This is a genomic window from Neobacillus dielmonensis (genome assembly GCF_000612665.1).
Lineage (GTDB): Bacteria > Bacillota > Bacilli > Bacillales > Cytobacillaceae > Neobacillus > Neobacillus dielmonensis.
The window spans coordinates 151,353-173,528 of record NZ_HG942076.1; the positions used below are offsets into that span (position 1 = coordinate 151,353).

Sequence of the window (22,176 nt, forward strand, 5' to 3'; positions counted from 1 at the left end):
AGCATGGGACTCTCGCCCCCCAAATGAGCCACGGAGAACCGTCCCCATGGCTTCCTATCGCTTGAATGGCCACCAGTTGGCGTTGCCGAAGGTTTTGACCATGACTGGGACAAAGAGCGGCAGGATGATAAAGGCGTATAGAATGAGCCCTGTTAGGACGATAGAAGCGATTTGCAGCAGGGACAGCATTCCAGCAGGCATCATTGCCGCAAAGGTTCCGCCTAGGATGATGGCTGCTGAGATAATGACAGTACCCATTTTTTTCATGGCGACATGCATCGCTTCTCCTACCGACAATTCTTTGTACTCGTTAAAGCGATCCATCAAGAAAATACTATAATCGACACCCAGGGCCATCAGAATGACAAAGGCAAAGAAGGGAACGGCCCAGCTGATGCCCGTATAGTCAAAAATGTTCATAAAGATGACTTCATTAATGGACATTGCCGTATAGTAGGTGAGAATTAATGAGCCAATCAAGTAGGCCGGCATAATAATCGAACGGAATAGGAAAACCAAGATAATTGCAATTCCGATCAACATGTAAACAACCGTCCTTGAATAGTCCTGATTGGACATCGTTTTCAAGTCGTTATTGGTGCTGGTGATCCCGCCCACAGCGACAACAGCATTTTCCAGTTTGGTCCCTTTGGCTGCCTGTTTGACAGCAGATTGTATCGCATCGACCTGATCAATCGCCTTATTGGAGTACGGACTTGCCTTGAAGACCACATCCATCGTCATGACTTTGCGGTCCGGTGAGAAGTAGGTGTCGAGCACTTGTTCGAAGTCCTTACTCTTCAACATCTCTTCCGGTAAATAGAATGCCGAGGTCACTGACAATCCATTGATATAATCCTGAGCGGATGCCAAACCATCGGAAATTTGATTAAGACCGTCGACACTTTGGCCAAGACCGTCTGTCAATTGTGTCATTTGGTCACCTAGACCCCCAAAGCCATCCAGTAATTGCTGCTGGCCTTGGTTCAGTTTGGAAACACCGCCTGTCACTTCCGGAAACTTATCAACAATTTGGCCTTGACCGTTGGCCAACTGGTCGAGCCCAGCCTGCTGCTGGGAAATCCCGGCGATGACTTGCTGCAGACCTGGCCCAAATTGGCTTTGACCCTCAACTAGTTGACTGTAACTATCAGTCGCCTTAGCGATTCCCTCCGTAACCGGCGCAAGCCCCTTATTCAGCTCTGTAACAGTACCAGAAAGTTGCATTAACGTTCCCTGAGCAGCTTGAACCGTCCCTTTAATTTTTCCATATTCGGGGGATTTGTTAATGTCTGCGTATTCCGATTCAAGCGTTGCAAAATCTTCGTTTGTAATTTTTGAGAGACTGGCAGAAATGCTGGCAAGTCCTTGACCCACTTGCTGGTATCCACCATTTAGTTTCGTTAAATTTGCACTAGCTTCTTGGTATCCTTTTAAAAGATTCTGATGGTAGGCTAACAGCTCTTCCGCCTTCGCCTTCGCACCCGCCAAGCCGTCTTTTATTTGAGTGGAACCGGCTGAACCTTGGCGAATACCGTCCTCAATTTTCGCCAAGTTGGTTTGAATTTCAACCAGGCCGGTTTGAAGATCCTTCGTCCCCGATACCAACGAACCGATCCCATCGGTCGCCGTTTTCAGCTGCGGAGCCGAATTAACTAGTTGACTCTCGGCTTGATGCAAACCATCGCTGATTTGGTCAATGCCGTCTTTTCCTTCGCCGAGGCCTTCACTAAGCGTTTTGGCTTGTTTGGACACATACAAGTCCTCTATCGGCTCACCAACCGGCCGGGTCGCTGAACGCACTTTGTCGACCAAATCGACCTTTTCTAAGTTTGCTGAAATGTTTTCAACCACGTTCAGGTATTCCAGTGAGTCCATTTTTTCATCATTTTTGATGACAACCTGAGTGGACATCGCCTCACCAGGGCTGAAACTATCGGCAATGGCATTAAAGCCTTTGATTGCCGGAATGTCATCACTAACCTCTTCCAAGGAGTTAAACGAAAGCGTTCCGTCGTACGTCACAAGGAATGGCACACAAACAACGGCGACAATCACCAACGCCAACAACGGTCTGGCAAGAGAGAATTTCCCTGCGGCCCCCCACAGTTTGTTTTCCTCATGCTCCGCCACTTTTTTCGACGGCCAATAGATTTTTAATCCAAGCACAGCCATGAAAAATGGCACAATCGTGAATAAAGCGATGAGTAGGATCGCTACACCGACCGCAACAGCGGCAGCCGATTGATACAATTGAAATTGGGAAAACCCGATGGCCGCAAAGCCGATCATGACGGCCACTCCGCTAAAGAACACCGTGCGTCCGGCATTTTTATAGGTGACAACAATCGCATCGGTAATGGACTCCTGCTGCCCCAATTCCTCTTTAAAACGGCTTAACAGCAAAATACAATAGTCCGTTCCGATGCCGAACAACACCGCGACCAGGAAAATCTGCGTGTAACTCGAAATCGGGAAGTCCAGCTTATCCACTAGGAAGGCAACAATCGATTGGGAGGTCAGATAACTGAATCCAACCGTGATCAACGGAACAAACGGTGCGACGACTGAGCGGAAAACCAGCAGTAATACTGCTAAAATGAAGACGACCGTAATTCCTTCTGTTTTTTTCAAGCCTTCCTGCGAGCTGGTCATCAAGGCCTCGTTGATCAGCCAGCTGCCTGTATAATAGTGGTCGACTTTGACATCATCAATGGTTTTATAAAGCTCCTCGCGAAGTTCTTTATCGGTGATGTCTTTATTCCAAGTATGTTTAATCGAAACCATGATGGTTTTTCCATCATCAGATACGAGTTGGTCCTTTAGACTTTCCTCATTAAAGTGGGTCAAAATCTCCGTAATGCCCAGCTTTTTCTTATTCTCTTCCAGCTCCCGGACGGCCTTCTCCGCTTCTGCAGTTTCCGCCTTCGTCAGCTTTTTGTCACTATGAAAAACAAGCGCCACGGTGGAGGTATCCCCCACATGCTTTTGCTCTTGGACTTCCTCCATAATTTGGCCGGCCAAGGCGGAGGAATAGCCCTTAGGAACGGCAATTTCCCCTTTTTCCTTCACAAGGCCGCCCATATTTGGTGCAATAAGAAACAACCCAACGGCCACCACAATCCAGGCGGCCACCACAATCCATTTTCCTTTTATTATGGCTCTCATAGCTTACTCCCCCAACATCTCATCTTTGGCAGCTAAAATGATTTGGTTTAACTTTTCATACGTTTGTATAAATCTCTCAATCTCGTCAGGTTCGAATTGCTCGATAAAGGAGCTGACGAGCTGATGGATCCGCAGCTCCGTCTCGTAAAATAATTCCCTTCCCACATCGGTTAAGGTCAGGTACACGACACGCCGATCCTGTTCATCGCGAGTACGCTGGATGAATCCCTTTTTCTCCAGCCGGTCAATGATGGCTGTAATCGCGCTCTTATTGACATTAAACACGTCGGCAAGCTCCGAAGACGTACATCCCTCCTTCTGATTGATATAGCGAAGTATGTAGTGCTGGTCGTTGGTCATATCGTTTCCCATTTGACATTTAATCAACTGACCGCCATTCCTCTCAATCGAAAAAGTAAGATTAAGATACTTGTCGACAATCTCCTTAATCAACGCACTATCCAAACTTGTTCACCTCAGTAACAGTTAATCTGTTGAACTATTTTATCTGCCTAAGATTATTACAATGGGCGGTTGTTTGTCAAGAAATCAGGTATCGGTTGATGCCTTAATATCATTCACTCATGTTCGCAAAGCTGCTATCATCAAGTGTTTCCTACCCACTACCGGATGGTGCCTGCACTCAAATTTCACGGGATTTGTGCTTCCCCTCAGTAAGTCAGTATTTTGAGTCTAACATCTATCAGGGAATGATAAAAAAACGAAGCAGGCGAACCGTCCCCTTGTTTCACCCATGTTTCATGTATATTCTTCAAATATATGGAAATTTAAATGTATCTTGGGACTATGGGAGGAAATGGAGGTGTTTCGAATTAGGAAGCGTCCGTTAAAGAAAAAGGCAAAAGTACAAAAAGAATTAGAACTGGCTTTATCACAGGACATCCCTTTATCGAAAACACTTGAGAAAAACAGACAATTCCTCTCCTCTCTGTACCAGGGAAGTTCCGATGTGATTTTCCGGTCTTTTGTTGTGGGAAAAAAGATGCTGTCATAATCTATATCGAGGGATTAAGTGATACGCAAAAGCTGGACGAACAAGTGCTAGAAACGTTGTTAGCTCCAAACGAATGGGAGGAAACCGACTTCCTTCTTTCTGTAAAAAATAAATTACCTGTTTCAAATGTAAAAAACGTTTCTACGATTTCTGCTTGTGTCGATGCCATTAGCACTGGAAACCCTATTTTGCTGTTTGATGGGTTTGCTGAGGGCTTCTCACTAGGTTTAGTGAAATTTGAAAAGCGTTCGGTTGAAGAGCCGCAGGCTGAAACCAACATTCGGGGACCGAGGGAAGGTTTCACGGAATCTCTTGGTGTCAACACATCTTTATTGCGCCGGATCATTAAAGACCCTGCTCTGAAAATGAAGACGGTCCCGATCGGTAAATATACAAAAACCAAGGTTGTCATTTCTTATATAGAGGGAATAGTCGATCGGACTTTAATCGAGGAAATGGAAAATCGGCTGAATCGCATTCAGATTGATGGGGTGTTAGAAAGCGGGTATATCGAACAATTCATTGAGGATAACCCCTATTCCCCGTTTCCGCAGGTTTTGTATACGGAGCGTCCCGATGTGGTGTGCGCCAATTTGCTTGAGGGCCGAGCCGTTTTGTTAATAGAAGGAACTCCTTTTGCCTTGGTGGCACCAGTAAGTTTTTTTAGTTTATTTCAATCCCAAGAGGACTTTTATGAACGGTTTTGGATTGGGACCTTCATCCGATTGCCCCGGTTTCTTTTTTTAGCAGTGTCTTTATTTCTGCCTTCTCTGTATGTTGCCATTACCACGTTTCATCAGGAAATGGTTCCGACAGGAGGGAGAATCATGGAGTGACGACTTTGAATGATTGGCAATCAATGACCATTTTTGGGGGTATGGATTTTAAACTACAAAACATAAGGCACAACTATTAATATGATTAGTTGTGCCTTTGTTACAAGCAATACGTCCAATTGACCTCTATAGCCGCCCCCATTATACCAAGGGCTTTTCTTATTTAGTAAGCTGTGTTAAATTTGGTTTTTGATTGATTTACGCACCAGGCACTTTGCATTTCGCTGGCGTGCCGGGAGCTTCCTCAGCACTTTGGAGCCTGCGGGGTCTCCAGCAGGAGTCTTTGGGCCTCCCGCTCCAATTGATTGAGTTTCAAAAACTCAATATTTACCTTAAATTCTTGCCTGTTGCTACGGAAGCTTGATTGGTTCCTGCCAAACACAAACGCATGATGGTATCATCAATGAGGTCTAAGCTCCCGACTGGCAGTTCGTGTGCCTTTTGGTCCATTACAAAACTGGCCTTAGCCATGATGGCATCCTCTATCAGGTTACGGACAAGCCGTCCATTTCCATGTGTATTTGGATGTCTCACAATTGTCCTGCCTACCATCTGCCGAAACAAGGCTATGGCATTCTCGGTCATTTTATAATCCCGTTGATGGAGAAGCAAATGGGTAATTTCCATTAGCTCATCCAGATTGTAATCTGGAAAATCAATATGATTTTTAAACCTTGACTGGAGACCTGGATTGGAATCAATAAAACTTTTCATCTCTCTAGGGTAACCGGCCAATATGACCACCATATTATTTCGTTCATCCTCCATGGACTTGACCAAAGTATCAATCGCTTCTATTCCGAAATCACTCGACGCACTGCCTCTCACAAGGGAGTACGCCTCATCAATAAACAAAACGCCGCCTTTCGCTTCTTTGATTTTATTCATGGTTTTGATTGCCGTCTGCCCCACATACTCGGCTACTAAATCGGAACGGCCTACTTCAACCAGATGTCCCTTCGAAAGAACTCCCACCGCTTTCAGGATATTGGCAACTAATCTTGCTACCGTTGTTTTCCCCGTTCCCGGATTTCCGGAGAATACCATGTGAAGGCTGATTTTTTCGGTCTTAAACCCTTGTTCCTTCCTTAGTGTGTTAAAGGAGACCCAATTGGCAATGTCTTTGATCTTCCGTTTTACTTCTTGAAGCCCGATAAGGCCTTCAAGTTCTGCCATCGCTTTTTCAAAAGTGATTTCTTGCGGCAATTTCCTCAGTGCAAGGGTGAGATCCTCTCTTTCACTAATCGCTTTCTCAAGCTCACTGATCCAGGCAAGGATATAGTTGGCCTGATCATTCGTGCCATGCTCACTGACTGCTGCATTGACGACCAGCCTTACTCTTTTTAAACTGGTGATAATTTCTTTAACATTGTTCTCCGTTATCCTTACAAGATTGTCTTTGATATCTTTGTTGACATACAAATTATGCAGCTTTAACGCCGCATGGGCATATTGGATAGACCGGTCAAAGTGATCAGTCGATTCGGCAATACCGGCAAACCATTCCCGTTCCGCCCATTCATCCCGGTTTTCCTGCTCGTACATATAGGCACGAGTCTCGTACCATGAGCCCATTGTCTTTTTGATAAAATTCAAACAACGGAAGTAATCAGCCAGAACAGAGTATTCCCTTCTATCTATCTTCTTTCCGATGTTGTCCATAAGCTTTGATGTCAGGCGGTATGAACGGAACAATTGACTTTTTATCAGCTCCTCATCCTTGGAGGAAAGGGCCGCCTGCATCTCTTTATCTAGTTCAGCAAAGGAATCATAAATCATTTTTAAACGCTCTTCCACCAATTTATATCCCCTTTTCGCTTTAATCCCATTTCGGTCGGGTGTACACTTATCATTTTGATTTCATTCTAAAAATGATACATGTCTTCTTTCAATTCTTACATATCCTAGAGGAACCGGTTTGTACTTAGAACTTCCAGCACCTAAGGCATAGGAAAGTCTTTCTATTGTTTATAATCAGCATAATCCATAATTCCATCGGCCACGTTTTCCAATAGTTTTGTAAGGTAGGACTGGTCTGAGAGATTACGATCTTCCGTTGGGTTACTCATAAAGCCCATTTCTACAAGTGTGCTGGGAACCTTTGACCAGTTGAAGCCAGACAGGTCTCCTCTATAGGAAATTCCATTTACCTTTATTTCGGGATTTTTACTAGTTTCATCAATAATAAATTGGGATGCTTTTAAACTATCTTCATAAATAGCTGTTGTGTATGGACTTTCTTTCGCTGGTGTAAGCACCGATAAGCCATGAACATTTTGATTGGTTGACCCATCGGCATGTATCCGGATAAATAAATCTGCATTATTTTGGTTGGCGATTTCCGCTCGTTCTTGATTACTCAAATTAACGTTGTGAGTGGTCCTTGTATAAATAACCTTAACTCCTTTGCTTTCAAGGAGATTTCCTAAAATAAGCGAGGCCTCTAGCGTTAATATGTATTCCGGTTTCCCTGTCACTACCCCGGTGGTTCCTCCGCTTACCTTCAGTTTCATGTCCGTCCCACCAGGTCCTACAGGCTCCTTCGCTAAGTTGGCTTTTTCCTGATGACCAGGGTCAATGACGACAATAAAATTGTTTTCAACTGCTTTGGCCTCATTACTAGGTGCTACATTCTCATTTTGTGTGGCTTGTTCTTGGTTTCCTTCTTCGGCATCAGTGTTGTGGCTTTGTGCCACCACTTTTTCCCCTTTTACAGCCTTAGCTGTTTCAAGTTCAGACTCCCCCTTTACCGCATTTTCTTCATCAGCATGATGGAGGAGTAAATAGATAGGGAACACCATGATTAGGACAAAAACGGTTAATCCTATTTTTATCGTTTTATTCAATTTCACTTTGGCACCTCTCACCTTCTCACAGCTGTCTAGGGTTGTAAACTTTTTTCCTTGCTCTGAATCAACTGGATATTATATTTTTCCAGTTCATTTAGAGATCCATCATAGGATGCATTTGGACTATACCACGTTTTTTTCGAAAAATAAGTGGCATATTTCTCCGTTTGAAAAATATATCCATGGCGTGCAAAGATTTCATTTCTTGCGACCCCCAATTCTTCAAGGGTTAGGGATGAAAGGTCACTGTCCTGTAATTGTTTCCTGCTACTGCTTGGTAAGATAAAATCACTAGATCCTGTTTGGTAACTATCTTCCGTAGTTTTATCATCCGAGTCACTTTGAGGTGTATCAGTATCGGAGTCACTAGTGTCTGTCATTTGCCGGGATTCGATTGAACTCGGAATGGTTTCCGGCTCGGAGTTTTCTTTGTTCCCTATCGTGAAATACGCCATTAAACCGATTAAAACGATTCCGCATAAAGCTACAATAGGAATGAAGTAATTCTTTCTATCGTTTCCTTGAATAGTTCCAATCCGGGTTTCCTCCGGGACTGTATTATTTACTGAACTTGAAGTATTTTGAGTTCGGGGTTTATTCAGATTAGCTAACCCGGCGGCCCCTTGTGGCACCGCAGTAGAGGAACTTAGGATCACAAGATTGTTACCGCAACTTGGACAAAACCTTGCATCAGCTCCCGCTTTCCTTCCACACTTTGTACAGAATACTGCCATTTTACAATCCGCTCCCTTGGCGTTATTTTATCTATGATGGAGGTCTAATACTACACTCGTAATCTACTACGTGTGGTCCACACTCTAGCACCTTTCATCTCATGCACCAGTTATTTACTCGTCACATATGGAACTAAAGATCATAAGAAGACCCATAGGAATATTATCCTACGGGTCTTCTACTTTTTCCAGACAAATTTTCGTGGACCCATAGTGGACCATAGGGACCACAGGGACGGTTCGAGGCCACTGAAAAACCTTCGGTTTTTCAAGAATCTTTAAAGAAAATCAAAAAAGACGACTTTAAAAATTCAGGAATGTGAATTTTAAGTCATCTTTTTGTAGTTACAGGGGAGACCCCGCAGGCGCCAAAGCGCCGAGGAGGCTCCCCGGCACGCCCGCGGAAAGCGAAGCCGCCTGGAGTGGAAATCAACTGACGATTTTATCCACGAAAACTGAATTCAGGGACTTTTTCAGTGCCCTCGGACGGTTCTTGTGGTTCTTGATGAAACACAGGGACGGTTCTTGTGCTTCAACGCAAAAGTTATCTTACTATCGATTTGGCGGTGTGACGAGTGCATGGATGACGACATCTGGAAAAGGACAGAATGCGGTTGACAAGTCTGTGGATCTGCATCCCTCCCGCCGTTCCAATCTACTTGATAGTTTTCCCAACTTTATTGTGCTAGTCATACCATTTTTTAGCGTTTTTGTATTCCTTGGTGCATTGCTGTAAAAAAAGGGATGCTTTTGTTGCCTCGCAATCACTAACACAAGTCAACAGCAGTATATTCATTGCATGGTACCGTTCTTGGTTCTATTAGTCTCCATTATAACGGATTGGGGACGCGAATATAAAGGCTAGAAGGAAGTCGGTTGGCAGCCATCAAGAGTGGTTCCATAATCAAAAGTCTGTTGGCTACTTCCTGGTGTTTTGAGGATTGAATATTTCTTTTATATATTAAGAGGTAAACAATTAAAAGAAATGGGAAGCTGTAAAACACATCAGCTTCCCTTATTTTTGCTTTTACTGCAGATTAGATTTGAGCAGCAACAAGGAAGGCTTCCGCTGTTGCATCAATGATTCTTCTTGGAGAGTTCACATCGCCGATGGTTTCTACGCTTGGATAAACAGCTTTTAGTTCTTCGACTAAATGGTTGTTTGGTGTGTAACCTGCCGCAATGATCACATGGTCCGCTGCGATTTCTCGATCTTCAAGGACGACTTGACCCTCATTTATTTCCATGACTTTCGCATTGGTAATAAGCTGTACGTTCCGCTTAGCAAGGAATTCAAATAGGTGACCGGCAAAAGTGGGACCTACGCCATTGCCAATAGCAGATGCCATCTCGATAATCGTGACGTTTTTCCCTGCTTCTGCAAGATACTTGGCTGTTTCCGTTCCGACAAGTCCACCACCGATAATGGCAACATTCTCGCCTACTTCCTTGCCATTGAGTACGTCTTCCGCAATCACCACATGGTCTAAGTTCGCACCTTTAATAGGCGGAACGGTCTGGCGTGATCCGGTTGCCACAATGACATGGTCAGGCTCATAAGAAGCTAAATCTTGAGCGCTAGTGACGGCTGCTTGCACCACTTTCACACCCAATTTGGCCACTTCTCTTGTTAAAAATTCTTTATAAAGAAGGAAGGAGTCTTTTTCAGGCGGTGTGGCAAGAATATCAAACTTGCCGCCGGCTTCGGTTTCTTTTTCAATCAGCGTGACATCATGTCCACGGAGACTGGCCACCCTGGCTGCTTCCATTCCCGCTGGACCGGCGCCAACGATCACGACTTTCTTCGGCTCTTCAGCTTCCGTGATATTCCGTTCTGCCTCGAATCCTGCTCTGGCATTGACTAAGCAAGTAACGCCCTTTCCCTGGAACACGTTATCGATGCAGCCTTGGTTACAAGCCACACAATAGCGGATTTCTTCATATTGTCGATTTTTCATTTTTACAATCAGTTCTTCATCGGAAATCAGGCCGCGGCCAATTGCAATCATGTCGGCCTCATTATTATCCATAATCGACTCAATCAGTTCCGCGCTGTTCAATCGGCCAGCGACAATCACCGGGACATCGACGATTTCTTTTAATTTTTTGCTAAAAGGGATAAGGAAACCTTGCTCAATGAACATAGGCTGAATCGTGTATTCAACAGAATCATAGCTGCCTGCTGTTAAACTGATGGCTTGGGCACCTGCTTTGACGGCTTCTTGGCAGATGGCGATGACTTCGTCAAATTTCAGGCCGTCCTCCAAATATTCGTCCGCACTAATCCGGATGGTTACCGCTGCTTTGTCGCCGAATTTCTCCGCAATTTCACTTAGAACGGCCATTGGGAAACGCATGCGGTTCTCCAAACTGCCGCCAAACTCGTCTGTCCGTTTGTTGCTGTGTGGGGATAGGAAGCTATGGAGCAGATAGCCATGGGCAAAGTGGACTTCAATCATATCAAAGCCTGCTTCAACCGACCGTCTGGCTGCTTCCACAAATTTCTCTTTCATTTCATAAATTTCTTCTGTAGTCATTTCACGCGGGTCGTTGCCGACAATCTCACACGGCATGGCGGTTGGAGCGATTGGCTGGATACCGGTGATATCCTCCGATGCTTGGCGTCCGGCGTGATAGATTTGCGCGCCTATTTTGGAGCCTGCCTGATGGATGGCATCTGTCAGTCGCTTTAATCCAGGAATAAATTCATCATCATAAACGCTAAGCTGGGTCGGCAGCCCTCTTCCCTCGGGAGAGACGCCAACGGAACCAGTCAAAATTATACCAACATCGTTTTTGGCTCTTTCTTCAAAGAAACGGATAATTCGATCGTTCACCACACCCCCAGGAGCTGCTAAACCATTCTCCATCGGGGCCATCATAAATCTATTTTTTATCGTAATAGGTCCTATTTGAATTGGGGTAAATAAATCTGACATGTTATTGTCCTCCTTTGAAAAAACAAGTTACTGTATGCACTAATTGTAACGTAGTAAATGTGAATGATTTTACAAATAAAGTGTCAAACAGATGAGGATTCTGTGAAATATGTGTGGAGGAAATAAGAGGAAAAGGAAATGATAAAGGAACAACCCCATTTTTCCTATAAATAAACCAAGCCCTAGAATTAGTAATTATAATCTCAGCTAACCTTCAATCCTATTCTTTCAAGTCAACCTTCCCAGTTAAACACATAGTTTCATAATCTTTTTTTTTAGGCAAAATCAACAATGTATATTTCAATTGTGTTTCATCTTTATGAAAGGATTGGATTATCAGAAAATTTAGTGTAAATTAGAAAATAAAAAAGGGTGAGGCTTCATGAAAATTGCAGAAGTAAACGACCAGATTCGGTCAAACAAAGGAATTGTAGGTATTGTCGAAAAGGTTTATGAAAACTCCGTCATGATAAAGATTCTTGAAAATCCGACAGATATTTCTTTTGAAAACAATGTAACCGTTATCAACCATAAAAATTATAAAGTTATCCAACCAGTAGCTTTCCAACAAAACAGTTAGAGTTTGGATTATTTCCAAACTCTTTTTTATTTGCTTCAATGCACTATTTCATCTCAGTTTGGTGAAACTGTTGGAAAGTTGTATTACCTATTAGTGTTTTCCCAAAAGTTCATCCAATCTAGAATCTTTTAGACTAATAAGCGAAATATGGGTGGATTTATGTTTTGGCCCAGTCTGAACCAGACTTCAGCAATCTGCGGGATAGAATGCCCTCCGATTGTAATAAGAATGAGCTTAATACATACTAAAGTATCAGCTTATACATATGCGAATCGCGGAAGGCACATTGTATTGATGTACAAGAACCGTCCCCGTGTTTCACTCAACCGGATTAGGAGGAAATAGCTAAATGCAAGATGATTTAAAAGAAAAATATAGCCTGAACAAGTTTTCTTTATCGAAAGTACCTTATCTTGAAATGAAATTTAATGATCATACTGTATTTTTATCGGATCGCACCTATCAAGAAAGAAAAGAAAAACTATTGGAGGCGATGAAACAAAAGGGAGTTGATCTCGTTTTTATTTATGCGGATCGGGAGCATGGCTCGAACTTTGAGTATTTAACAGGTTTTATCCCCCGATTTGAAGAAGCATTATTAGCCATAGATGCTAATGGCATGGCAGCATTATTTCTAGGTAATGAAAATCTAAAAATGGCAAAATACTCTCGATTACAGTCCGAACTGGTTCATGTCCCTTACTTTTCTTTACCGAATCAGCCCATGGAAAATGAAAAGAGTTTTAAAGATATCATTGGAGATGCCATTAATTTTACAGAAAAAAATATTGGGGTCGTGGGCTGGAAGGTATTTACGGGTCAATATGAAGATAATCAGCAATTGTTTGATGTTCCCTATTTCATAATAGAGGCCTTAAAAGCTTTAGCACAGGAAAATTCTGCACAAGTATTCAATGCTGGCAATATGTTTATCGGCGAAAACGGCGGCATCCGAACTGTGAATAATGCAGATGAGATTCGTTATTATGAATTTGGATCCAGTTTGGCATCAGATTGTGTACTGGAGACAATCAACCATATAGAAATCGGGAAAACCGAAACGGAATTGGCCTCCTATCTTTCAAGGTTTGGGCAGCCGCATAATGTCACCACCATCTGTGCTACTGGCGAGCGCTTTACGAATGCCGTCATTTATCCAAGAAACAAAGCCGTAAAGCTCGGTGATAAGTTTTCGATTACAACCGGCTATAAAGGGGGCTTAACCAGCAGGTCTGGGTATGTGGTAAGGGAAGCGGATGAACTCCCGAATGAGGTTCAGGATTATTTGGAAAGAGTGGCCATCCCTTATTATTCGGCTGTAGTGGCTTGGTTAGAAACTATTAGAATTGGGATGACAGGCGGCGAATTATATCAAGTAATCGAAACTGTATTACCGAAGGATCAATACCATTGGCATTTAAATCCGGGGCATTATGTATCCGATGAAGAATGGTTATCTTCCCCTATATATAGCGGGTCCAATACCGTTCTAAAAAGCGGAATGCTATTTCAAGTTGACATTATTCCATCGGTTCCCAATTACGGCGGGGCCAGTGCTGAGACCGGAATCGCGCTGGCAGATGAAGAATTGCGGAAGGAAATTGAAACTCACTATCCAGAGTTATGGGAGAGATTCAGCAGGAGAAGAAACTACATGGAACAGGTATTGAATATCAAACTCCACCCCGAAGTCCTTCCTTTATCCGATACCGTAGGATACTTTAGACCGTTTCTGTTAAATAAAGAAAAGGCATTGTTATTCCGCCAGGGGGACCAGGGGGACCAGGGGGACGGTTCTCCTGGTAACTCCCAAAGTAATGAAGCTGCCATTTAGGTAGCTTCTTTTTGTATTGAAGGAAGATAGGATGGTGGCGGTTATCTCCTTTTCTTATAACGCCAGGGGGACGGTTCTCCTGGCGGCTCCATTGCCCATTGCCATATAAATCGTCTCTGTGGTACCCCAGGAACCGTCCCCGTGGTTCCTACTCACTTCAAAACCCAATTCCTCCGGAATGAAAGGCAATATAAAGGATAATAAATAAAATAACCATCGTGATGGAAGCCGCAAGTCCAAATACCTTTAACTTTGGAAGAAAAATAAAACAAACTGCTGAAATAAGGACGGCAACCGCAAAGTAAAAGAGTGTGGAGTTGATATGTTGCAACAGGTATTTTAGAGGTTTAATCCGTTCGATTGCCGTGATATAAAAGAAAACGCCACCGACTAGGATCCCAGAAACAATTTGAATAAAAAGATTCATGGTTTCTTTCCCTTCAACTTAAAAAAATGATAAGAGGACACTATGTCCCCTTATCTCCGTCTTATTGAGCAATTCTAATAACCGTTTTGGCGATAAAACCAATTCCGGAGCTTAGTTCTCCCTTAACTATGACTTCTTGATTACCGACTGGCAGCGACTCAGCGAGGTCATGTTGAGTAAACTTAAACATAAATTCTTTCTTTCCATCTCCATTATAATCAACAATGGGATTTTTTACATATCCATATTTTGAATCGGTAATAGGCTTCACCACATCGTTAATCGTAATGGAGGAAAGTTTAACCGTCTCCAACGGATATGGAGAAGCAACGAATTGAAGGTACCCCGTTCCCATTGCGTTATTATTTTTGCCCTTCTTAATCGATTGTGGATCAAGCTTTACCTCAGCCGGAATATAAACCATAAAAGACAGTTTCTTGGTTTCGATATTTCCCGCTTTATCAACGGCTTGAACTTCAAGGGTATTTTCACCCGGCTGCAGGACGTTGACTTTTTCATGGTTGGTATATGGCTGGCCATTTAAGGTGGCTTGAACGGATTCGATTCCGGAAACATCATCCACTGCATCAAAGTTGAAACTGATCGAGTCACCAACCATCACTTCGTTCGATATTCCGGAAATCTCAATTTTCGGTTTGGTTTTATCAATTTTGACAGTTGCTGTTTGAATGTCATAATTTCGATTTTTATCATAAGCTTTCATCCATAATTCTGTGGGTCCTTCAGATTGGATGGCTACCGGCTTTTCATACAATTGTGCTTCGCCATTGTTCAATTGGTATTCGATTTTTTGAATGCCTGCCCCTTCGTCTTCTGCATTCATGCTGACACGAACATCACTGCGGTACCAATCATTCATTCCTTTTTCCCCATCAACCGTGTAAGACAACTCTGGGGCAGTGATATCCTGTGATCCGGCGCTATTGAGGTTAACAGTTGGATGAATCATTTCATCGACCACATTGTCCCCATTTTGATCCAGGTTAAGAATGATTTCCCCTTCTCTGTTGGTGGTTGTCGTAATGATCGTGGTTGGGGTTAACGGAACATCATCGAAACGAATAGTTTGCTCTTCTTCGTTTTCCTCGTCATACCAGAGCATCGTAAATGTCATCTTCCCGTAATCTGTACCAACCATTTTCACCTGATAGTTTCCGTCATTTAGCAGAGCAATTTTTTCATCGTCCAGCAGGTAGTAGGTTCCAGATAAAATATCTTCCTCCACTTCATTTTCAGAAACGGGCCCCATATGATTTCCATCTTGGTCATATACATGCAGATCTACTGGACATTCTACTTTTAGTTTCAGCTTCTTTGTTTCTTTCGGATTTTTGCGCATACCCTTTATCCGGGCAGGGCGATCATCTAATATATTTAATACTTGCTGAATAACCGTTTCATTGCTGGCCAAAGAATCATGTTTTTCCTGAATATAATACGTCTTATCAGGATCCGTGTCTTTATTCATATTGGCACTCATGACAGGAACGGTACCGTCACCATTAATCGGCTTCGTATCATCAATGTGGGCGTAATTATATCCGCTTCGATTCCATGTCTCGTTTAATTCGGGCACCACCACCCCAATGGTGGAAACTTGATCTCCAACAATAAAATAGCGGTCAACGGAATTAATCCTCGACATGTTATCATCTAACGATTCGGCAAAATCCTCAGCAAGGCCAAAATGATCTTCATTTAGCCATTCAGAACGGTAATCCTTGAAAAATTGCAGCGTTTTATTATAACTAAGCTTTTTATATTCATTCTTTCTGAAGGTATTGTCATAGCGAACCTGAACATAGTATGGATTGCCTTCAAAGTATTGTTTGGTTGGGAACAGCTGATAAATTGATTTCATATTTGGTGCCATTTCCTTAATGACTTTGGCGATCACTTTGTTTTTAATCCAGGAACTAACTTCCCCAGTTTCCATTATATATAATGCTTTGGGTGCACCATAATATGGAGTCCCCAAGGTAATGAATTTATCTACCTTGTCCGCATTGGACTGCTTATTGGCGAGGTATTTGGAGGCAATCAACCCTCCCATACTATGGGCCACAATGGAAACTTTATGAACACCCAAGCCATCTATTAATTCTTCCAGTTTTTTTGCATTGGAGCTATTACTTAACCGCCAGTCATAGCCAAATTCAACGACATTGTATCCCGCATTTCTCATCTCTCGGACCATCTGGCCATAATATTCATCAATCGGCCCACGGATATCCATGTCATTAACAGGCTTGCCATTTCCGTCTACGGCCAATTCTCTCGTCTGGTCTCTCACATCTAAGATATTGCCCAAGTCTCCAACTGGCATCCATCTTCTTTCCGCAGCATTGCCATTTTGGGGATCTGTCCAAATTTCTGTCCCCATGATTCCAGGAATGAAAACGACCGTATTGGCGGCTTCGGATGATGCCGGTACTTTTACTTGCTGTGTTAATGTCTTGGTCTCGGCATTACTTGCAGCCAGCCTGACAGAATAATCCAATCGTGTTTCTTCTGCTTGCGGCTCAATTTCCACTTCCCAAGAGACTTGTTTAATTTCACCCGGCTGCAGCGTACCAACTTGACTATCTACTTGGCCATCCACTAACTTCATTCCGCTTGGAAGAAGAAGGGATAACTCCACATCATTTGCTGCTTGATTCCCTATATTTTGAAAATAAGCAGTGATGGTCGTTGGGTTAGGTTTGTACTTACCGGAGTCATCCAGTTCAATGACCTTTGGCCCCGTTAAGGTTAAAGCAATTGGCGGTCTAAGGTCTTGCAGAAACTCACTTAAACCGTAATATGTAGTATATTCCCTGCTTTCTCCTGGGCTTAATGGCTTAGGATTCCAGTAAATGCTAACGGCACTATCGCCATTGCCGGAATACGGGGATATGGTATAATTCCAAGGATTATTGTAGACATGCCCCCAGTTAGTAAATTGCACTTTGTCAGGCTTATTTTCTGTATTCGTCAATTGGCCTTGGGAGATGACACTCGGGTTTTCTAGATTGTCAAAGGCTTGCCAATATTCGGGTATGTTGTCACCGCTAAACTCCATTTCGGATGTAACAGCTCCAACTCCGGGAACTCGAAATGGGGCACTGTCATTATACCCTAGCATGGTATCCATCATGATTCGTAATCCCGCGTCATGGGAAATGGAATCGTTATTTTTGACACTATACTTTATTTCCACCATATCTTCTCTGTTGGTATTCGAATTAGTAACAATTTTCAAGGACTGCTGAACAGAGACATTTTTACTCTCAACCTTCTGCTCGGAGATATTGCTTAATTGCGCTGAATCTATTTTGGGTAGTTGAACGTTGGGCATGTACTGCATGATTTCTCCGTCAACATTCAATGTAGTATAAGATGACCATGGAGAAGGATGGCCGTAAAGTAAGTTTTTTAAATCATCAAGTTGATTCTCTGGATTCCCATTTCTGGTTCCAATCGTATACTTTCCGTCTCCACCCACCATATATTCCAAATAATCGTTGTAAACGATCCCATTTGTGAACTCTTCTGCGTTTGCTTTGGGTGCTTGGAATAACAAGGTTGGTAGAATAGTAGATAGAATGAAAACAAATGTCACTAAAGAAGTTGAAACCTTTTTCATAAAAACCCCCATCTTGTTTACTCATAGAATGTTGTTCCTACAATAAGACTAGTAAACTCCAAACCCCCCTTTTTAGGAAAAGTAGAAAATTTTCAATTTTACAACATTTACACAGTAATTATATAACACAAATGGGTATTTTTGTACAAAGTTTAACAATTTTTAACAAATGGTGAGTCAAAACTCCTTCTGAAATCCCCGCCATAAGCAGGGTTTTTTTCATTATTTTTTCATCTTTACTACCGTCCCCGACCTACCTTCACTACTACTATAAAAAAATGAGCACAAACCATGGCCGTGGTTTGTGCTACTAATCTTGGGATGTTTGTTGCTCTGATGCCACAAGAACCGTCCCCTTGGTTCTCTTTGGCTATTATCAATCACTGACAGCTTGAAGTGGATCGTTTTCTGGTTTCTTCCAGAACATGGTCAAGGCCACTCCCAGCGCTACGATGACGGCTGCAAAATAGAACGGGTAGTTAATATCGATATCAAATAACATCCCGCCTAATATCGGTCCACTAATGTTCGCTAAGCTGGTAAACATGGAGTTCATTCCACCAACGAAGCCTTGTTCATTGCCGGCAATATTGGAAAGATAGGATGTAACAGCTGGGCGGAATAAGTCGAATCCTACAAAAACCGTAATGGTAACAAGCAGAATAAACCAATAGGAATGAACCATGGTCATGAAGAAAACAAGAACAGCCGATAAAATCAAGCTGTATCGGTCAATTTGATTTCACCCCACAATTGGGTGAACCTGTTAAACAGCGCCACTTGTGCCAATGCGCCAATCAGTGCACCGCCCGTAATAACAACGGCGATTTCGGATGGTTCAAATTGAAATTTGTGGTCCACAAATAAACTAAAAAATGATTCAAAAGCGGCCAATCCAAAGGAAGCGATAAAAATTAAAATAAAGGCAAAGAGATATTTAGGTGCCATCATCCGTTTCAAGCCGATTTTTCGATCTGCAGCTTGTTTGCTCGTTTCAGTTGAACGTTCCCGTTCCGGCTCCGCAATTAAGATAATTGTTAAAATGGCAGCAAACGTCCCAAGACCACCAGCAAACATAAATGGGGTACGCGTCCCAAATTCCGCTAAGAATCCACCGATCCCAGGCCCGATAATAAATCCTGTACTAATGGCGGCTGACATATAACCGAGTGCTTTCGGGCGGGTATTCAAACTAGTGATATCAATAATAAGCGCGGTGACAGCCGGCATAATAAACGCTGCACTAATCCCGCCTAAAACCCGTGAAATCATTAACCACTCAATTTCACTGCTGATTCCAAATAAGAATTCCGAGAAGCCAAAAATAAATAAACCCATGACAATCATAATTTTCCTGCCAAACTGATCGGCGGCTTTCCCAGCAAACGGGGAAACAATCAATTGCGAAGTGGCAAATGCCGCCGTCAAATAACCGACTGTTGTTCCTGTAATCCCTAACTCTTCCATAAGCCTAGGCATCACCGGAATAATTAAACCAATCCCCAAAAACGCAATGAATAAATTCGTTAATAATAAGCCTAAGGTGACCTTATTTGGTTTCATCTTTTATATACTCCTTTACAAAGCAGCCTTTGTATTGGTTTTCTTAAGTTTTACAATATTTATCCTAGTGTATATAGTTACTATATAGTCAAGGATGGTGTTGTGAAATGAGTAAAAAAACAGGGAAGTTTTTATCGACAGGTGAATTTGCTAAACTTTGCAAAGTAAACAAACAGACTCTGTTTTATTATGATCAAATTGGTCTATTGTCTCCCATAACGAAAGATGAAAAAGGCTATCGCTACTATTCCATTCAACAGTTAGAGGTATTCATGTTGATCGGTTTATTGAAGGATATTGGCATGTCTTTACAAGACATACAACAATACATGCAAAATAAATCGCCGGAAAGTTTTTTGAGTTTAATGTATCGAAAAAAAGAAGAAATCGTGAAAAAGCGTCAGGAGATGGAAGCGAAAGAAAAGATGATCGAAACTACCATCGATTTAATGGAACAAGCGTCACAGCTTAATTTTTCCGACATCACGCTCGAGGAATTACCAGAGGTCACTCTTTATTTAAGTAGGAATATCGAGAATACGGCCGGTGATGATTTTGTCAAAGTGGTTTCCGATTTTATCGATGAGTTATATGAATTACATCTTGATACAGGCTATCCGATTGGCGGTCTAACCAAACGGGAGCAAGTGCTAAAAGGAGAATACACTAATTATAGCTATTTATATATTGAGCAGCCCGAACCAAGGGAAGGTCATCCGTATTTTAAATCGGTTAAGGGATCGTTTCTGATTGGCTATCATATCGGGGATGAAAAGAACATACATAAAACCTATAAGCGGCTGTTAGCGGAGATGGAACGGCTGCACTTATCTTTAGGGGATTATGTGTTAGAGGAATATGTGTATGATACGCTCGTGAAAAATCGTAAGGAAGATTACGTGACTAAAATTATGATACAAGTTATAAAAAGTCCACGTAGGCTTTCCTAGCTTTCAAAGCCGCCTCTAGCAGGAAGATGGAACCTGCTTGTAGAGCGTTAATCAACTTGTTGAAATTCACAACACGAAAAAGGCACAACAAGGAATTTACCTTGTTGTGCCTTTTCTTGAATGGGTCACTAGTTAGTTTACGGTTACTCGGAACCCTAAACAAATTAAACGTTTCATTAAAAATCACATTAAAACCTAACAATCGTTTGTTTAGTTTGACTGTATTCATTGATAAATAGAGCTTTGGACTGCCATTTATCTAAAAAAGATGTCAGTTAAACAAACGTTTAATTGAAAGCACTAGTAATCCGTTATTACAGCCATTCCCCTCAACAATTAGGCAAAAAATTTGTCAGCTAAATAAACGTTTAATTAAAATCATCACTAATCCAAATAAGAAAAAGTGATGCATGAGAACCGTCCCCCTGTTTCACATTACTTGGAATACATTTTTGTTTTTTCTTTGTAATAGCTGGCGAGGATTCCTTGTTCCGTTCTTTCTTCCAGGTTCTCCTTTTCTTCTGGGAGTTGGCTTTCGGTTAACTGTTCTGGGTAAAAGGTGGCATATACGTTGTTGCTGAGTCCTTCATCCATAGAGGCTGCAGATACGAGTTTCTTTTTCCAGGTTTTATCCCTCAAGACAGTGTATTTGCTATGTTGGTTCAAGAAGTTCTCTACTTCCTCTATCGTCCAGGAGTTAATTTCGCTGACAGGAAACTCCTCAGTGAAAGCATAGTCTTCTGGGTCATGTAAGAAACAGAAATCAACCGTATCGGTCTCTTCAAAAAAGGATGCTGTTTTTTTCCACCACTGCCAAAACGGCATATCCTCCGAAAAAGTATAATAGTCATCGCCTTTATAGGGAACCAGTTCAAATTGATGATCACGGAATTGATATGTTTTAATCTTCTCCTGTTGTATGAAAAACAAATACTTATGATGCATGCTGCTTACCTGCTTTCAATTCCACTGCTTACTTGTTTCATCTCCATAATTTTACTTTGAACCTGCTCCGGAGTTAGTTCGGATTGAAGCTGCTTAAGTGTATTTTCAATGATTGGCGCAACCTGCTTCAATTCAGCAATCGGAAGTTTGCCTTTTAAATAATCGCTTAACTTTACTTCATCAAAACCATTAGCCTTGAAGTTTTCAATATAGGCTTTTGCTTCGTCTGCATTCATTTTTTGCTTGCCCACTTCCACCCAGAAATCTACAGGGATATTCACACGAAACTTCTCTTCAATTCCTTTTGCAAGAATGACTGAACCAATAGTAGTGTAGGCCATACGATCCTCAGTCTTTAAGGTATCCATCTTCTGAGAGTCAAGCTTCACTTCATTGCGGAGGTAATGGATATATTCCTCTGTCGACCTGAAATCTTCAGGCTTTTTGTCGCTTTCCACAGCCTTCGCCCCTAGTTCCTCAGCTGTATCATTTTTATTAATCAGCCCAAGAACGACAGAGATTGTTTGTACCACAGCGGACACAATTTTTAAACCTGTTTCGATTTTTGGCAGATTGGCCACTAGCACTCGACCAACATTGACAAGAGCTGGACCAATCGAAGATGCAAATCCCGAGATGGCAGTAGCCACCGCACCAGCTAGTCCACTAACGATTCCTATAAAACCCATG

At 42.3% G+C, this 22,176-nt stretch carries 16 protein-coding genes and 1 pseudogene; 6 read left to right on the forward strand and 11 right to left on the reverse strand.

All coding sequences use genetic code 11. The annotated features are described in order from the left end of the window. Positions 1–54: 54 nt before the first annotated feature. Both BN2425_RS17305 and BN2425_RS17310 read right to left on the reverse strand, forming a co-directional pair. Positions 55–3,168: an MMPL family transporter gene (locus tag BN2425_RS17305; protein WP_042462045.1), complete on the reverse strand. Its 3,114-nt coding sequence runs from the start codon at positions 3,166–3,168 to the stop codon at positions 55–57. Between the two features lie 3 nt (positions 3,169–3,171). Beyond that, positions 3,172–3,633, reverse strand: coding sequence for a MarR family winged helix-turn-helix transcriptional regulator (locus tag BN2425_RS17310; RefSeq protein ID WP_042462047.1), 462 nt, complete (start codon positions 3,631–3,633; stop codon positions 3,172–3,174). Between the two features lie 358 nt (positions 3,634–3,991). Here BN2425_RS17310 and BN2425_RS17315 point away from each other — a divergent pair, with 358 nt between their 5' ends. Both BN2425_RS17315 and BN2425_RS17320 read left to right on the forward strand, forming a co-directional pair. After that, positions 3,992–4,183, forward strand: a complete 192-nt coding sequence (locus BN2425_RS17315; protein WP_052352930.1) for a hypothetical protein — start codon at positions 3,992–3,994, stop codon at positions 4,181–4,183. 32 nt (positions 4,184–4,215) lie between these two features. Beyond that, the gene (locus BN2425_RS17320) at positions 4,216–5,019 is read left to right on the forward strand and encodes a spore germination protein (RefSeq protein ID WP_235714676.1); all 804 of its coding nucleotides are present in this window, start codon (positions 4,216–4,218) and stop codon (positions 5,017–5,019) included. A 327-nt stretch (positions 5,020–5,346) separates the two neighbouring features. On the opposite strand, the gene BN2425_RS22865 is transcribed toward BN2425_RS17320, so the two are convergent. The 3 genes from BN2425_RS22865 to BN2425_RS17335 all read right to left on the reverse strand — a co-directional run bounded on the left by BN2425_RS22865 (position 5,347) and on the right by BN2425_RS17335 (position 8,602). Next, on the reverse strand, positions 5,347–6,816 hold the full coding sequence (locus tag BN2425_RS22865; RefSeq protein ID WP_216628810.1) for an AAA family ATPase: 1,470 nt from the start codon (positions 6,814–6,816) through the stop codon (positions 5,347–5,349). 164 nt (positions 6,817–6,980) lie between these two features. Beyond that, positions 6,981–7,871: an N-acetylmuramoyl-L-alanine amidase family protein gene (locus BN2425_RS17330; protein WP_052352933.1), complete on the reverse strand. Its 891-nt coding sequence runs from the start codon at positions 7,869–7,871 to the stop codon at positions 6,981–6,983. A 29-nt stretch (positions 7,872–7,900) separates the two neighbouring features. Further along, the gene (locus tag BN2425_RS17335) at positions 7,901–8,602 is read right to left on the reverse strand and encodes a YARHG domain-containing protein (protein WP_042462048.1); all 702 of its coding nucleotides are present in this window, start codon (positions 8,600–8,602) and stop codon (positions 7,901–7,903) included. Between the two features lie 505 nt (positions 8,603–9,107). On the opposite strand from BN2425_RS17335, the gene BN2425_RS22590 reads away from it, so the two are divergent. Continuing rightward, the gene (locus tag BN2425_RS22590) at positions 9,108–9,338 is read left to right on the forward strand and encodes a hypothetical protein (RefSeq protein WP_154663532.1); all 231 of its coding nucleotides are present in this window, start codon (positions 9,108–9,110) and stop codon (positions 9,336–9,338) included. Between the two features lie 301 nt (positions 9,339–9,639). Here the strand turns inward: BN2425_RS22590 and BN2425_RS17340 are convergent, their stop codons facing one another. Further along, on the reverse strand, positions 9,640–11,541 hold the full coding sequence (locus BN2425_RS17340; protein WP_042462050.1) for an oxidoreductase: 1,902 nt from the start codon (positions 11,539–11,541) through the stop codon (positions 9,640–9,642). A gap of 382 nt (positions 11,542–11,923) precedes the next feature. Between BN2425_RS17340 and BN2425_RS17345 the strand changes: the two genes are divergently transcribed. Together BN2425_RS17345 and BN2425_RS17350 are read left to right on the forward strand one after the other, a co-directional pair. Further along, a complete protein-coding gene (locus tag BN2425_RS17345; protein WP_042462052.1) occupies positions 11,924–12,121 on the forward strand; it encodes a DUF2187 family protein in 198 nt (65 codons plus the stop codon). Positions 12,122–12,470: 349 nt separating this feature from the next. Continuing rightward, the gene (locus BN2425_RS17350) at positions 12,471–13,955 is read left to right on the forward strand and encodes a M24 family metallopeptidase (protein WP_074433079.1); all 1,485 of its coding nucleotides are present in this window, start codon (positions 12,471–12,473) and stop codon (positions 13,953–13,955) included. A 157-nt stretch (positions 13,956–14,112) separates the two neighbouring features. On the opposite strand, the gene BN2425_RS17355 is transcribed toward BN2425_RS17350, so the two are convergent. The 3 genes and pseudogenes from BN2425_RS17355 to BN2425_RS17365 form a co-directional block, all read right to left on the reverse strand. Further along, positions 14,113–14,382, reverse strand: a complete 270-nt coding sequence (locus BN2425_RS17355; RefSeq protein WP_042462055.1) for a hypothetical protein — start codon at positions 14,380–14,382, stop codon at positions 14,113–14,115. A 61-nt stretch (positions 14,383–14,443) separates the two neighbouring features. Beyond that, positions 14,444–18,028 (reverse strand): alpha/beta fold hydrolase, encoded by a 3,585-nt coding sequence (locus tag BN2425_RS17360; RefSeq protein WP_052352934.1) that lies wholly within the window; start codon positions 18,026–18,028, stop codon positions 14,444–14,446. 376 nt (positions 18,029–18,404) lie between these two features. Then, positions 18,405–19,591 (reverse strand): annotated as a pseudogene (locus tag BN2425_RS17365) (MFS transporter). A gap of 107 nt (positions 19,592–19,698) precedes the next feature. Here BN2425_RS17365 and BN2425_RS17370 point away from each other — a divergent pair. After that, complete coding sequence (locus BN2425_RS17370; protein ID WP_042462057.1) at positions 19,699–20,541, forward strand: MerR family transcriptional regulator; 843 nt, start codon at positions 19,699–19,701, stop codon at positions 20,539–20,541. Positions 20,542–20,976: 435 nt separating this feature from the next. Here BN2425_RS17370 and BN2425_RS17375 read toward each other — a convergent pair whose 3' ends face one another. Beyond that, positions 20,977–21,486, reverse strand: a complete 510-nt coding sequence (locus BN2425_RS17375) for a hypothetical protein (protein ID WP_042462059.1) — start codon at positions 21,484–21,486, stop codon at positions 20,977–20,979. Between the two features lie 5 nt (positions 21,487–21,491). After that, positions 21,492–22,175 (reverse strand): hypothetical protein, encoded by a 684-nt coding sequence (locus BN2425_RS17380; RefSeq protein WP_042462061.1) that lies wholly within the window; start codon positions 22,173–22,175, stop codon positions 21,492–21,494. Position 22,176 lies beyond the last annotated feature (1 nt).